The organism is Micromonospora thermarum (assembly GCF_012034245.1).
Taxonomy (GTDB): domain Bacteria; phylum Actinomycetota; class Actinomycetes; order Mycobacteriales; family Micromonosporaceae; genus Micromonospora; species Micromonospora thermarum.
Map to the genome: position 1 here is coordinate 1 of NZ_JAATEO010000056.1, position 14171 is coordinate 14171.

Annotated in this window: 9 protein-coding genes and 3 pseudogenes; 4 read left to right on the plus strand and 8 right to left on the minus strand. The window is 69.8% G+C overall.

Going from position 1 to position 14171, the window contains the following annotated elements; all coding sequences use genetic code 11:
* Window positions 1–107: 107 nt before the first annotated feature.
* Window positions 108–704, minus strand: a complete 597-nt coding sequence (locus HCJ94_RS28275) for a TetR/AcrR family transcriptional regulator (protein ID WP_168004068.1) — start codon at window positions 702–704, stop codon at window positions 108–110.
* Between the two features lie 161 nt (window positions 705–865).
* On the opposite strand from HCJ94_RS28275, the pseudogene HCJ94_RS28280 reads away from it, so the two are divergent.
* A pseudogene (locus HCJ94_RS28280) lies at window positions 866–1159 on the plus strand (C40 family peptidase); the annotation flags it as partial.
* 314 nt (window positions 1160–1473) lie between these two features.
* On the opposite strand, the gene HCJ94_RS28285 reads toward HCJ94_RS28280, so the two are convergent.
* On the minus strand, window positions 1474–3630 hold the full coding sequence (locus tag HCJ94_RS28285; RefSeq protein ID WP_168004069.1) for a heavy metal translocating P-type ATPase: 2157 nt from the start codon (window positions 3628–3630) through the stop codon (window positions 1474–1476).
* A gap of 123 nt (window positions 3631–3753) precedes the next feature.
* On the opposite strand from HCJ94_RS28285, the gene HCJ94_RS28290 reads away from it, so the two are divergent.
* Window positions 3754–6774 carry a glycosyl hydrolase family 65 domain-containing protein gene (locus tag HCJ94_RS28290; RefSeq protein ID WP_168004070.1) on the plus strand — a complete coding sequence of 1007 codons (3021 nt, stop codon included), beginning with the start codon at window positions 3754–3756 and terminating at the stop codon, window positions 6772–6774.
* A 39-nt stretch (window positions 6775–6813) separates the two neighbouring features.
* Here HCJ94_RS28290 and HCJ94_RS28295 read toward each other — a convergent pair whose 3' ends face one another.
* The 5 genes from HCJ94_RS28295 to HCJ94_RS28315 form a co-directional block, all read right to left on the minus strand.
* The gene (locus tag HCJ94_RS28295; RefSeq protein ID WP_205802056.1) at window positions 6814–7161 is read right to left on the minus strand and encodes a hypothetical protein; all 348 of its coding nucleotides are present in this window, start codon (window positions 7159–7161) and stop codon (window positions 6814–6816) included.
* Window positions 7162–7337: 176 nt separating this feature from the next.
* Window positions 7338–8021 carry a methyltransferase family protein gene (locus HCJ94_RS28300; protein WP_168004072.1) on the minus strand — a complete coding sequence of 228 codons (684 nt, stop codon included), beginning with the start codon at window positions 8019–8021 and terminating at the stop codon, window positions 7338–7340.
* Between the two features lie 18 nt (window positions 8022–8039).
* On the minus strand, window positions 8040–9803 hold the full coding sequence (locus tag HCJ94_RS28305; protein ID WP_309227470.1) for a heavy metal translocating P-type ATPase: 1764 nt from the start codon (window positions 9801–9803) through the stop codon (window positions 8040–8042).
* Window positions 9804–9906: 103 nt separating this feature from the next.
* Window positions 9907–10830 (minus strand): tyrosine-type recombinase/integrase, encoded by a 924-nt coding sequence (locus tag HCJ94_RS29750; protein ID WP_240944585.1) that lies wholly within the window; start codon window positions 10828–10830, stop codon window positions 9907–9909.
* On the minus strand, window positions 10827–11108 hold the full coding sequence (locus HCJ94_RS28315; protein WP_168004074.1) for an AbrB/MazE/SpoVT family DNA-binding domain-containing protein: 282 nt from the start codon (window positions 11106–11108) through the stop codon (window positions 10827–10829). The genes HCJ94_RS29750 and HCJ94_RS28315 overlap by 4 nt, the downstream gene beginning before the upstream one ends.
* A 442-nt stretch (window positions 11109–11550) precedes the next feature.
* Here HCJ94_RS28315 and HCJ94_RS30635 point away from each other — a divergent pair.
* Window positions 11551–11784, plus strand: a pseudogene (locus tag HCJ94_RS30635) (pyridoxamine 5'-phosphate oxidase family protein); the annotation flags it as partial.
* 200 nt (window positions 11785–11984) lie between these two features.
* Here the strand turns inward: HCJ94_RS30635 and HCJ94_RS28325 are convergent.
* A complete protein-coding gene (locus HCJ94_RS28325; protein WP_168004075.1) occupies window positions 11985–13676 on the minus strand; it encodes an L-lactate permease in 1692 nt (563 codons plus the stop codon).
* A gap of 314 nt (window positions 13677–13990) precedes the next feature.
* Here HCJ94_RS28325 and HCJ94_RS30640 point away from each other — a divergent pair.
* A pseudogene (locus HCJ94_RS30640) lies at window positions 13991–14171 on the plus strand (cobalamin biosynthesis protein CobW); the annotation flags it as partial.

The window sequence follows — 14171 nt, forward strand, 5'->3', positions numbered from 1 at the left end:
CATAAGTGCGCGCCGAGGAGAGGGCCAGGTGTAGCCCGCCAGGTGCGTGCCAGCCAACTTGGCGGGTCAGCGGGGACGGGAGCCGGTGTGCTCCAGCCAGCGATTGACTACGAAGCCGACACGCTAGGGCACGAGGCGGTGAGCCCGGTCAGGATGACGGCGACCAGGCGGTGAACGCCGTCTTGGCTGGTTACGTTGCCGGCCGCGGTGAGCGCATGCAGACAGTAGGTTGCCAGCTCGTCGGTCGCCACATCATCCCGGACGTCGCCCGCGTGGACGGCCTCGGTGATCAGAGCTTCGACGAAGTCGTGAAGCCGCTGCCGCGCGCGGTCCACATGGTCGCTGTGGTGCAGTGGCGTGGCCAGTTCCCCGCCGTGATGGCTCGCCGAGTGGTGCTGGATCTGCGCGTAGGTGTGCAGGACGGCTTGCAGACGCGCGACTGCGGGGGCGGCAGGATCGACAGCGGCTGTGAGCTGGTCGAGGTGTGCGGTGACTTGACGTTCGTGCCAGGCGGCGAGAACGGCCTGCGCGTCGGGGAAGTACTTGTACAGGGTCGCCCGGCCGATACCGGCCTTTTCGGCGATCTGCGACATCGTGAGGGCGACCAGCCCGTGCTCGGCCACTAGTTCGCCCATGGCATTCAGGGCGGCGTCCCGCACGGCGGCGCGGTGTGCGTCGATCGTCGCGGTCCACAGCTTGGGCACGCCCGCAATGATACGCAGAGTCGATAGTCGAACAGCATGCCGTTGGCGGAGACAGTGTGTCTCGACGCCGAGTTGGCGGTGGGCTTTGGACGTCAGTCAGGGCGAGACCTGAGACGACATATGTGGCGCCCTCCCCTGCTGGTCAGCACCGAGCCTGACGCGTGTGGGGCGCCGCCGGTCCGGACGCGTTCGACTGTTCCGGCCTGACGCAGTACGCGTACAAGGCAGCAGGCATTTCCCTGACTCACTTCACCGGTGCCCAGTGGAACGAGGGGCGGCCGGTGTCCCGGGCCGACGCCCGCCCGGGTGACCTGATCTTCTTCTACAACGACCTGCACCACATGGGCGTGTACGTGGGAAACAACTTGATGGTGCATGCGCCGCGAGCCGGCAAACCGGTCAACGTGCTCGGCATCAACTACATACCTATCGCGGGCTTCCGCCGCGTCACCTGACCGACTCCGGCCGAGGAAGGCAGGGCCACACCACGCACATGCAGGCAGCCGGATGACGGCCAAGTCACCGTCACCCCTGGTCCGGTCGCGACCTACGGGCGGGCCGTTGGGCTGCGGCTCATCGCCCGGCAACGTTGTCAGGTAGCGCAGCCCCCGGCACAAGTCCCGTCAGCCAGACGCCTGACCAAGGAGTTGTAGGCGCTCACGTTGAGGGTCGCGACGGTCACCCGCAAGGAGATCAGCACAGCACTGACCTCTTGATCTGCAGGCATGCTCCAAGATCGAGGCGTACGTTCTGGTGGTCGCCGGAGTGCTTACCTCTGTTCGGGTGCCAGTTGTACGCGGCGCAGCGTTTGGGCGTTGAGGGCGACCACGATGGTGGACGCGGACATGAGCACGGCGGCGGCGGCGGGGCTGAGCGCGAAACCGGCCCAGGCGAAGGCACCCGCGGCGGCGGGAATGGCGATGACGTTGTAGCCGGCGGCCCAGCCCAGGTTCTGGATCATCTTCCGGTACGACGCCTTCGACAGGCGAACAGTGCTGGCGACGCCGCGTGGGTCGGAGGAAGCGAGGATCACGCCGGCGGACTCGATCGCGACGTCGGTGCCGGCGCCGATGGCGATGCCGATGTCGGCGCGAGCGAGTGCCGGGGCGTCGTTCACCCCGTCCCCGACCATCGCCACGGTCAGACCTCTGGACTGCAGGTCGCTGACCTTGTCGTCCTTGTCGGCCGGCAACACCTCGGCGAAGATCTCGTCGACGCCGTGCCGGAATCCCAGGTCGGCGGCGACTGCCTCGGCGACCGTCCGGGCGTCCCCGGTGATCATGGCGATCTTCTGCACCCCGAGCTCGCGTAGCTGCTGGATGGCGTCTCGGGCCTCGGGGCGTGCCGCATCCTCGAGCGCGATCGTGCCAAGCACCTGGGGTGTTCGGTCCAGCTTGACCAGGTTCAGCACCGAGGCACCGCGCCGGGACCAGTTGTCGGCCGCCCTGGCAAGGTCGTCGGGCACCTGGATCTGTTGTTCGCGCAGCAGGGCGGGTCCTCCCACGGCGTACCGGGTGCCGTCGATGCTGGCCTGCACGCCCCGGCCGGGTAGGGATTGGAAGTCGGTGGCCGTCGCCGGCTGGCGGTGCCCCTTCGCCGCCTTGACGATGGCGCGGGCGAGGGGATGCTCGCTTTCGGCTTCCACGCCGGCCGCCAGCCGCAGCACCTCATCCTCGCTGGTCCCGCCGGCGCCCGCGACCCCGGTGACAGTGTGTTCGCCCTTGGTCAACGTGCCGGTCTTGTCGAACAGGACGACGTCGACGTGGCGCATCCGCTCCAACGCGAGCCGGTTCTTGATCAAGATGCCGTTGCTGGCGGCCAGGCTGGTGGACAGCGCGATGACGAGGGGGATCGCCAGGCCGAGGGCGTGCGGGCAGGAGATCACCAGGACGGTGATGGTGCGCACCACAGCTTGGTCGAGGTTACCGATGGCAGCCCAGACGACGAGGCTGATGATGGCGACGGCGGTGGCGACGTAGAACAACAACGCGGCGAACCGGTCGGCGAGGTCCTGGGCGCGCCCACCGGCCGCCTGCGCCTCAGCGACGAGCCGTTGGATGCCCGCCAGAGCGGTGTCCTCGCCTACCGCGTCGATCTGCACCCGGATCGCGGAGTCGGTGGCCACGGAACCCGCGACCACCCGCTCCCCGACGCCGCGTGGCACGGGCCGCGACTCTCCGGTGATCATCGACTCGTCGACGTCGGCGCGGCCGTCGGTGACGTGTCCGTCAGCGGGAACCCGGGAACCGGGGCGCACGAGGACCACATCCTTGACCCGAAGCTCCGACACTTTCACCCGCTGCACCGCGCCATCCGCGCTGATCCGTTCGGCATCGTCCGGCAGCAGTTCGGCCAACGCAGCGAGGGCTCCCCGGGCTTGGCCGATGGCCTTCATCTCCTGCCAGTGACCCAGCAGCATGATCGTCACCAGCGCGGACATCTCCCACCAGAAGTCGAGGTCGAACACGCCGAGACTGGTCGCGGCCGAGGCGAGGTAGGCCACGGTGATCGCCAGGCCGATCAACAGCATCATCCCGGGCGCCCGGTCGCGCACCTCGCGCACGGCGCCGACCAGAAACGGCCAGCCGCCGTAGAAGAACACGATCGAACCGAGCACGGGGCCGACCAGGGAGATCCCGGGAAAGTCCAGCGAGTAGTTCAGCCAGTCCATCACGAGATGGCTGGTGAGGATGACCGGGATCGTCAGAATCAGGCAGACCCAGAACTTGCGGCGGAACGCCTCCGGGTCGTGACCGGCGTGCTTCTCCCGCGGGCCCTGATGCCCACCACCGTCAGCGCCGTGACCCCCATGTCCACCGGCGTGCGAGCGGTGGGGACCATCACCGTGAGCGCCCGGGCCGGCGTGTCGGGCGCCTGGCCGCTGCCCCGGGGGCGGGTGGTGCTCGTCGTCGTGGTTCACGGTCATCGCCTCCGGGCCCAGTGTCACCGAATTCGGACCAGTGCGGAGCTGGTTGCCACCAGGCGGTATCGGCGCCGATTTCCGGGTACGCGCCCTGGATGGTTGACTGCACCTGGCTGGTGGCGGGACGTGACGAGCGGCACTGAGGCCCAGCAGGCCCGACCGGCGAGGGTCCGTCTGCCGATCGAACGGCTCGACGCGGTGCTGTTCGACGTTGACGTCGTGCTGTGGGACGGCGGCGTGGCAGGGCACGGCCGGGCGGAGGATCTGACGGCGTTCCCGGACGGGATGCGGTTGATCGGGCGTCTGCGGGATCTGGGGTTGTCCACGGCGGTGGTGGCGCTGGGCCGACACGGCTGCGGGACAGTGGCGGCGGGGCTGGAGGGTCTGGTCACCGCCGTCGTCGACGTCGACAACGAAGAGTTGACAGGGTTGGACCTCCACCCGACCCCGGACATGCTCCTGCAAGCGGCCGGCATGTTGGCTGTGCATCCGGCCCGGGTCGCGATCTTCACCGCTACGGTGGCGGGCGCGGAGGCGGCCTGTCGGGCCGGGTTCGGGCTGGTTGCCGGCGTCGACCGGAACGGCGCCGTCGTGGGTGAGCTACGCCGGCACGGCGCAGACGAGGTACTCAGCGGATTGGACGCCGTCACCCTCGACGAGAACGCGGCGCGGCACCGCTGGTGGCAGATCCGCCAGACGACCGAGGCGAGCGTCGGGTCCGCGGCGTGGTTGCTTGACTACACCGGCGTGGATCCCGAGGGCGAGGGGATCCGGGAAACCCTCTGCACGATCGGTAACGGCTACCTGGCCACCCGGGGCGCCGCACCGGAGACGAAGGCCGGGCCGGTGCATTATCCGGGAACGTACAGCGCCGGCGTGTTCAACCGGCTGCGCAGCCTGCTGCACGGCCACGTTCACGAGGATGAGAGCCTGGTCAATCTGCCGAACTGGCTGGCATTGCAATGGGGCATCGACGAGGACCGGTGGGTCGAGCCCGACGGGCCGGCGACCCGCGACCACCGACAGAGCCTCGACCTGCGGGCGGGCGTTCTTCACCGCCGCTACCGGCACGTCGACGGTGACGGCCGGGCGACGACAGTGGTGTCGAGGATGCTGGTGTCGATGGCCGAACCGCATCTGGCCGCCCTGCAGATGACCTTCGTACCGGAGAACTGGTCGGGCGTCCTGCATGTGTTGTCGGCCATCGATGGACGGGTCGCCAATCGACAGGTCGCCGAGTACGCACCCCTCGCCGCCCGTCATCTCGACGCCGACGGCCAGGGAAACGACGATCCGGCCGGGCTGTGGCTGCGCGTGCGGACAAGCCAGTCACAGGTGGCGATCGGCGTGGCCACGCGTACCCGGGTGGCGGTGCCCGGCGTGCCAGGCACCGTCCAGCGGCACGTCAGCATGGCCACCGCCCGGCCCGCGGAGACGTACCTGGTCCCCGTCCGGCAGGGCCAGCCGGTACGGGTGGAGAAGACGGCCAGCTTCTACACCTCCCGTGATCGGGCCATAAGCGAACCGGTGCTGGCCGCGCGGCAGGCGGTGACGCGAGCGCGGTCCTTCGACGAGCTGTTGACCGCTCACGTGCATGCGTGGCGGCGGCTGTGGGAACGCAGCCACGTCGAGATGCGTACGAAGGGTGGGCCACCACCTGTGGCGCTGAACCTGCACGCCTTCCATCTGCTCGCCTCCACCGCGGCACTCCCGGCTGACCTCGACGTGGGCGTCGGGGCGCGGGGCCTGCACGGTGAGGGCTACCGCGGCCACGTCTTCTGGGACGAGGTGTTCGTGCACCGCGTGCTCGTCCTGCACCTGCCCGAGGCCAGTCGCGCCCTCCTGCTCTACCGGTGGCGGCGGCTCGACGCCGCCCGACGCGCCGCAGCCGAGGCCGGGTGCAAGGGGGCAATGTTCCCGTGGCAGTCCGGCAGCGACGGCCGTGACGAGACCCCGACCGAGCTGTTCAACACGCGCACCAACCGGTGGATGCCCGACCACTCGTCTCTCCAGCGGCACGTCGGACTCGCAATCGCCTACTCGGTCTGGCAGTACTACCAGGCCACTGGAGACCGCGACTTCTTGCGCACCCACGGGGCCGAACTCATCCTGGAGATCGCCCGCTTCTTCGGCGATCTGGCCCGCGAGAATCCGGCGACGGGGCGGTACGAGATCAGCGGAGTGATGGGCCCCGACGAGTTCCACGACGGCTATCCGGACACCGACATCCCCGGACTGTCGAACAACGCCTACACCAATGTGATGACGGTGTGGCTGCTGCACCGTGCGCTGGAGGTCGTTGATCTGCTGGCCTGTCACGACGACACCAACCCGGCGGAGACGCTCGGTGTGGGAGCGGAGGAACTGGCCCGCTGGCGGGACATGACCACCCGCATGTACGTGCCGTTTCACGGTCAGCAGGTCATCAGCCAGTTCGACGGATACGCCGATCTTCGCGAGTTCGACATTGCCGGCTACACCGCCCGTTACGGCAACGCCGGCCGGCTCGATCTCATCCTCGCCGCCGAGGATGACTCCCCCAACCGCTACCAGATCGGCAAGCAGGCGGACGTGCTGATGCTGCTCTATCTGCTCTCCGCTGAGGAATTGCGGGACCTGCTGGCCGGACTGGGCTACCAGTGGCCGCGGCAGGCGCTGCCGCGCACGGTGGAGTACTACGTGAAGCGAGTCAGCCACGGATCCACACTGTGCCGCGTCGTGTACGCCTGGGTGCAGGCCCGCACCGACCGTGCGGCGTCCTGGCGGTTCTTCACCCAGGCGCTGTCCGCCGACATCAGCGACACCCCGGGCGGCACCACGCGTGAAGGGATACACCTCGGCGCCATGGCCGGCACGCTCGACCTGGCCGAGCGCGGCTACCTGGGACTGGAAATACGTCAGGACGCGCTGTGGCTCAACCCCCAGCTGCCGCGCGAGATGACGAGCCTGCACACCCTGCTCACCTACCGGGGCCACCAACTGCACCTCACCGTCACCCAGCACGATCTGACCCTGACAGCGTCCCCCTGCAACGTCCAACCGGCCACCGTCCGCGTTGCCGGACACCCAGCCATGAGCATCAGCAGCGGACAGAGCGTGACCCTCGCACCGAAACCCGCGCCCCGGACCGCAGGAGCGCGCGATTGACCATCGTCGCCGTTCAAGGCTGTCCTCTGGTCGAGGTAGTCAGGACCCGTGGTGGCCGCTGTGCTCACTCGGCGCCGGGGCCGGAGTGACACCACCCCCGGGGGACTCTTCCGCGCCACCGCTGATCAGCGGACCGACGACGAAGGCGGACAGGGAGAACATGGCTGCGAACACCGCCAGCGCGATCCCGGGTGCCCACCAGCTGTTGAAGCGGCGACGCAGCCGCCACAGCATGGGCACCGAGGCGGCCAGGCCGAGGGCGCCGAACAGGGCAGTCCCACCCGCTCCGGCAACCAGCGCCGTTCCGGCCAGGGCCCCCACGTGGTGCAGGAGATGCGGAGCGAGGCCGAGCACGACGCCGATAGCTCCGACGAAACCGCTCCACACGGTGCGCAGCCTCCCGGGGATGCGGTTCCGCGGTTCGGCGACCGGCGCGGGCGTGGAATGGGAGTGGAGGTGGGTCGCAGGAGACTCTCTCATCGGGCGTGGACGTATCGTCGAACGGTGGCGGTGAGGTCGGTCACGGCACGTGGGTTTCCTCTTCAAGGTCGCGCCGGGTGCAACTACCGTCCCCCCGGCTGCTGTCGGTGGACCGGCTCGTCGAGCGACGGGGTGGACGGGGTCCGGCCGGGCCGGGGAACGAACGCTGGTACCCGGTGGGCGTAGGCGAGCCAGGCCTTGCCGAACCGGGCGGCCACCTCCCGTTCCTCCGCCCGCGCCAGCCGGAGGTAGACCACCACGAGGACCGGGAACATGGCCAGAGTGGGAATCGTCGGCCACTGCAGCAGAAAGCCGATCATGATCAGCAGGAAGCCGTCGTACTGCGGGTGACGGACCCGGGCGTACGGGCCGGTCACGGCGAGCCGGCCGGTGCGGGCCGCCTCATGCAGCACCCGCCACGCCGCCGAGATCAGCAGGAAGCCTGCACCGATGAACAGGTAGCTGGCCAGGTGGAACGGGCTCAGATGCGGATCCCCGGTCCAGCCCACCAGGTCGTTGAACAGGTGCCCACCGGCGTGGGTCGGCTGCAGGGCCGGAAAGCGGGAGCCCAGCCACCCGGAGAGCAGGTAGACGGTCAGCGGGACTCCGTACATCTCGGTGAACAGAGCCAGCAGGAAGGCGGTGAACGCCCCCATGGCCCGCCAGTCCCGCCCGCTGCGCGGGTGGAAGAAGCTCGCGGCGAAGAGCCCGAACAGCGCGGTGTTCAGCACGACGAGGGGCCAAAGCCCGTAGGCGGTCTCAGCCACGGCGAACTCCTCGGGTGATCAGGCGCGGTGGTCGCCGACCGTGGCCGGGGTGCCTGGGTCGGATCGCGCCGCCCACGTGGAGGCGCAGTGAGCGGAGCAGAAGTAGACAGCGGAGTCGTCGGAGCGGTGCCGGACGTGAGCTGTGGCGGCATCGACGTTCATTCCACAAACCGGGTCCACCCGCGTCGCGGTGTCGGATTCGCCGGCATTCCCGGCTGCGGTGGTCGCGGTGGGCGTGCCAGCTTGAAGCGTCGCCGTCTCGACCTGCGGCTGTACGGTGGTGTTCGTGACCGTTGGCAGCGGCGCGACGGTGTAGCGGCGCAGCCGGTTGGCGTTGCCCACCACGGACAGGGAACTCAGGGCCATCGCGGCGGCGGCGAGCATCGGCGAGAGCCGCCACCCGAACAGCGGGTAGAGCAAGCCGGCCGCAACCGGGATGCCGAGGCCGTTGTACGCGAGGGCGAAGAAGAGGTTCTCCCGGATGTTGCGCATGGTCGCCCGGGACAGCCTTACGGCGGTGACCACACCCGCGAGGGAGCCGGAGATCAGGGTGATGTCGGCGGCCTCGATGGCGATGTCGGTGCCGGTGCCGATGGCCAGTCCGACGTCGGCGGCAGCCAGGGCGGGGGCATCGTTGATGCCGTCGCCCACCATGCCGACGCGGCGCCCCTCGCCTTGCAGGCGGCGGATCTCGTCGGCCTTGTGCTCGGGAAGCACCTCCGCCAGGACCCGTGGAATTCCGACTTGTGTGGCGACGGCGGCGGCGGTGCGGGCGTTGTCGCCGGTCAGCATGACCACCTGGATGCCGAGCCGGTGCAACGCGGCGATGGCGGCGGCGGAGTCCTCCTTGATGGTGTCGGCGACGCCCAGCACCCCGGCCGGCCTGCCGTCCACCGCCACGAGGATCGGCGTCCTGCCCCGGTTCGCCAGGTCGGCCGCGATGGGGCTGAGCCCGTCGATCGGCACGGCGGCCTCGGTCAGCAGCCGCGAGGTCCCCACCAGCACCCGCCGTCCGGTAACGGTGGCCCGCACGCCCTTGCCGGTGACGGACTCGAAGTCGGCGGCGGCGGCCGGGGCGACGCCGCGGGCGCGAGCCCCGGCGACGACGGCCGCGGCCAGCGGGTGCTCGCTGTTGGCCTCGGCCGCGGCGACCAGCGCGAGCAACTCCTCCTCGCTGAGAGAGCCGGTGGTGTTGATGTCGGTGAGCGCGGGCCGGCCGGCGGTGACCGTGCCCGTCTTGTCCAGCACCACGGTGTCCAGCCGGTGCGCGGTCTCCAGCGCCTGAGCGGAGCGGATGAGAATACCGGCGCGGGCACCCTTACCGGTACCCACCATGATCGAAAGTGGGGTGGCCAGGCCGAGCGCGCACGGGCACGCGATGATCAGCACAGCGACGGCGGCGACCAGGGCCAGCGTCAGCGCCGGCGGCGGGCCGACGACGAACCAGACGGCGAACGTGGCGATCGCCAGGGCGATGACCGCGGGAACGAAGTAACCGGAGACGGCGTCGGCCAGGCGCTGGATCGGCGCCTTGGACGCCTGCGCCTGCCGGACCAGCCGCACGATCTGCGCGAGCATGCTGTCGGCTCCCACCCGAGTGGCGCGTACACGCAGCGCCCCCGTGCCGTTGATGGTCGCGCCGATCACCGTGTCGCCGGAGCGGCGGAGAACGGGAACGGGCTCGCCGCTTACCATCGACTCGTCCACCGCCTTGGTGGTGCCGATCCTAGCAGCCGCAGCTGTTGCGACCGGGTGGGTCCCAACCGTAGTCGGGACCCACACGAGCCAATGTCACGCGAGCGGATGCGGCTCACTGGTGAGTGCCGCCAGCGCGGCGGCTACCTCGTGGATGGTCGCCCGAACATAGGTAGCGGTGGTGCCGACATCACCGCCGCTGCCGGAATGACCGGCGTACGAGCGGGCGACGGCGTAGCCGATTCCGCTCCACCCACGTCAACGTGGTTTGCCGCAACCAGTGGGTGCTGATCTGCTGCGCGTGCACCCACGGCAGGTGCTCACCGATGCGCACCCACAAGTGGTCGTACCGTCGGTAGGTGATCGGCTGCCCACTGCGGTACCGGAACAACGGGCCCGTCTCGGCGGTGTGCCGCTGCTCCGCATGCCGCTGCAGATACCGCATCAGTGTCGGCGACACCGGCTGCCACCGCACCGTCTCACCCTTCTCCCGCAACAGGACCAGGCACTGATCCGGGTCCAGGTCGACCGGCCGCAACGCCAACGCCCCACCCCGACGGCACGCCGTCTCGGAATGCAGCCGCAGCAGCAGACTGTCCAACGCCGGATCATCACCCGTGGCCGCCGCCACCTCGTTGATCTCCGCCAACCGGGTATCCGCCAACGCCCGCCGCGTGCTCGGCAACCGCCGCGGCTTCGCCACCTTCAACGCCGGGTTGTCCGCCTCCGACAAGAGCCCGTCGGCGACCGCCCGCCGATACAGGCACCGCAACGCCGCTATCAGATGCTCCGCCGCGCTACGCCCACCCCGCGCGTTACGCCGGGCCACCACATGCGTCTTGACGTACTCCGCCAACCGCTCAATCTCCGACGGCGTCGGCTCATCAATACGCCGCTGACCCCAGTGCTCCACCACACGCTTCCAGTACGAGCCGTACGCCCGTCTCGTGCCGGCGCTGACCGCCCCCGCCACCACCGGCACATACTCGGCGAACGTCGGCGCGAGCGGACGAGCCGCTGCGGCCTCGACGAGGTCTGCAGGCGAGATGCCCATCCGGGCCAGCAACAGCCGAGCGGCATCCAGCTCGGCCTTGCCCGCCATGCCAGCGCTCATGCCTTGTCACCTTTGATGACCTCGGCGTGCATCGTGGCGACCACGACATCGAGCGAGGCCGGTGGGTGAAGCACCAGACGGCCAATGGCCGGATCCGCAGCCAGCAACACCCGGTCACCGGCCACCAGGCCACACCACTGCCGGACCACGGCCGGCAGCCGGACATGACCCTGCTTCGTCACGTGAAAGACGCCCTGCCGGTCGGCCCCGACGAAGATCAGACCGCCGTGCTCCTTGATGCTCAGCCGCAGACCGGGGCCCCAGCCGAGGGCAGTCATGACAGTTCGGTCAGCGACACGGCCACGACTGTCAAGAGTCGCCAGGCCATACACCGTGCCGCCGTCGCGAGCAGCAGCTAGCCGTGCTAGCGGCAGCGGCGGCCGCCTGATCGCTTGCGCCGCCCGTTCACCTCGGCTGCTCGACCGGCCTGACGGGACGACTGCCGGGATCACCGAGTCGGCTGATCGTGCCGTCATGACCCACCTCGCCTGACGACGAGGCACCCTCCGGGCACGGTCACGGTACGTGATTTCGGGTGGTCAAGTGCCTTCGACCACCGGCACGTCATACGTCGCACAGATGCTACGTGGAAGTGTCCGAGGGGCGACGTCGACCACGAATCCATGATCGTCGTTCGTGGCGAACTGCAACTCACGCCCAGGTAACCGCATCAGCCGATTGCTCGGTGCGCTACTACCCGCTCAGCTTCGCGGTGCTCTTCACCGCCGCGGCGCCCAACTGTTCGGAACTGCCAGGGTGCTTGACCCGCAGCGTCCCGACCGCGTGCACTGCTGGACGGCGTTCCGATGGGAAAACGAGCACGCCGAGCGGGGGCGACCACTGTCCGAGCCGCCCGAGGACACACTCGTGGTCGTTGAAGCGGAGCGGATTGTCTATACCGAGCACTGGCTGAGACGTGAGGGATTCGCGCCTCGCCAGTTCTGGCGTCGCTGACGCGTATGACGACGCGTGGGGCGCCGGTCGGTGGTGACATTCGAGTCTGCCGACGGCAGCCGCCGAGCGCTGCTGGTGACGGTCTTCTGCCAATAATAATCGACGACCCTGACGCTGGCCGACCTGACGCTGCACGACCTCAACATGCCCTCCCGCTGGGCATCGCCCGGGACATCCCGGAGGAGCGACTGCGGTCGCCACTACGGCACCATCCAGCTCAGCACCGGGGTCGCCTGCAAGCCGACCAGCAACGCCATCGCGCAGATCAACACCACGCTCCAGCCGAACATGCGGCGGAACAGGTCGCCCTCGCGGCCGCTCAGCCCCACCGCGCTCGCCGCGATCGTCAGGTTCTGCAACGAGATCATCTTCCCGACCACGCCGCCGGACGCGTTGGCCGCGGCGAGCAGCACCGGGTCCAGGCCGGCGCGCTGCGCGGCGGTGACCTGGAGCGCGCCGAACAGCGAGTTGGACGACGTGTCCGAGCCGGTAAGCGCCACACCCAGCCAGCCAAGTACCGGCGAGAGCAGCGCGAACAGGCCACCGGCACCGGCCATCCAGGTGCCCAGCGTCGCGGTCTGCCCGCTGCCGTTCATCACGAATGCCAGCGCCAGCAGCCCGCAGACGGTGAGGATTGCCCAGCGCAGCGAGGCCAACGTCTGCCCGTACGCGACGAGCGCGGCGCGCGGGGTGACCCGCAGGATCACCATCGTGACCAGGCCGGCCAGTACCAGCAGCGTGCCGGTCGAGGAGAGCCAGTTGAACCGGAAGACCGGCAACGACGACGGCATGCCGGATACGGTCAGCAGGTGCAGTCCCGGCCAGTCGAAGGTCACGGTGACCGCGTTGAGCGCGTCCGCGATCGCGGGCACCTGCGACAAGCCGAAAATCGCCACGATCACCAGGTACGGGGCGTACGCCCGCCAGACTTCGACCGGGGCGTCCGGCCGGTTCGGGGCCACCGCCGTGCGGCTGGCGAGGGCCACCGCGCGGTCCATCCGGCTTCCCGGCGCGGCCGTCGGCCAGAATCCTGCCGGTTCTCCGGTGGACGCGGCGTCGGTCACCTGGTCATCGTTGCGCCGAGGCGGCCACACCCGCGCGGTCACGGCGACGACCACGGCGCTGACCAGCCCGGCGACGATGTCGGCCAGGGCCACCGAGAAGTAGTTCGACGTGAGGAATTGAGCCAGCGCGAACGACACGCCGCAGGCGACTGCCACGTGCCAGGTCCCGCGCAGCCCTCGCCGACCGCCGACGACGCCGACGAGCAGCAGCGGAACGAACAGCGCGATCACCGGTACCTGGCGCCCGGTCATCGCGCCCAGGTCGCCCGCCGGCAGGTCGGTGACCCGTGCCAGCGTGGTGATCGGCAGGCCGAGCGGCCCGAATGCGGCCGGCACGGTGTTGGCCACCAGCGCCACGGTGGCCGCCTTCATCGGACGGAAGCCCAGCGCCAGCAGCATCACCGTGGTGATCGCAACCGGGGTGCCCTGGCCGGCCAGCCCTTCCAGCAGTGAACCGAAGCAGAACGCGATCACCAGTGCCTGCACACGCTGGTCGTCGCTGACCCGGGCAAACGAGCGCCGGAGCACGTCGAAGTGCCCGCTCGTCACGGTCATCCGGTAGATCCAGATTGCGGTGCCGAACGTCCACGCAAGCGGGAACAGCGCAAACGTCGCGCCCTGACTCGCGGTGAGCAGCGCCTGCCCGGCCGGCATCGAGTACGCCACGATGGACACCAGCAGGGCGACGGCGAGCGCGCCGAGCGCGGCCAGCCACGCCCGTACCCGTACCACGCCGAGCAGCAGGAACAGCGTGACGATCGGCAGCCCGGCGACGAGGGCGCTCAACGCCAGCGAGTCGGCGAGGGGGGCCAGGGTCGGAAGGTACACGCGCGCCTCCGGCGAGCAGCACATCGCCCGGCGGATTGCCGCACGAGAATGCGCCCATTGTGCCCGGCCGGTTACGCCGGCTCTTCTTCGAGATTGCCCTGGTGGCCGGCGAGTCGCGGAACGGTGGCCGGCTCGTCGGCGCGGTGCAGGGGCCGACCGTACGCCCGACGACCGGGTGTGCCCACTGCCAGCGCAGCGCGGCGCCGCCGGGACCGAGCAGCACCGCAAGGGAGGTGAAGCCGTCGGTGCGTGCGTGTAGTCCGTTCGCGACCAGCGCGGCTGAACCGATGCGCCGCCCCACCGTGATGCGGTAGCGGACGGCACCGTGGGCGACGCAGGTCCGCGTCGACAGCGACCTCGTCGACGCCGGCGGGCTGACCCGCCAGCTGCGCGGCACCTGCCGGCACCGCCCCGAGACCCCCGGCGTTCTGGCGCGCGGCCTGGAGGGCCACGTCCTCGGCGTGCACGAGCCGCACCCCGACTGCGGCGTGGTCT

Bases quoted from the DNA above. Each gene is read 5' to 3' on its own strand.
- HCJ94_RS28285 (WP_168004069.1), bottom strand. From the start codon at position 3,630: ATGACCGTGAACCACGACGACGAGCACCACCCGCCCCCGGGGCAGCGG.
- HCJ94_RS29750 (WP_240944585.1), bottom strand. From the start codon at position 10,830: ATGAGCGCTGGCATGGCGGGCAAGGCCGAGCTGGATGCCGCTCGGCTG.
- HCJ94_RS28315 (WP_168004074.1), bottom strand. From the start codon at position 11,108: ATGACTGCCCTCGGCTGGGGCCCCGGTCTGCGGCTGAGCATCAAGGAG.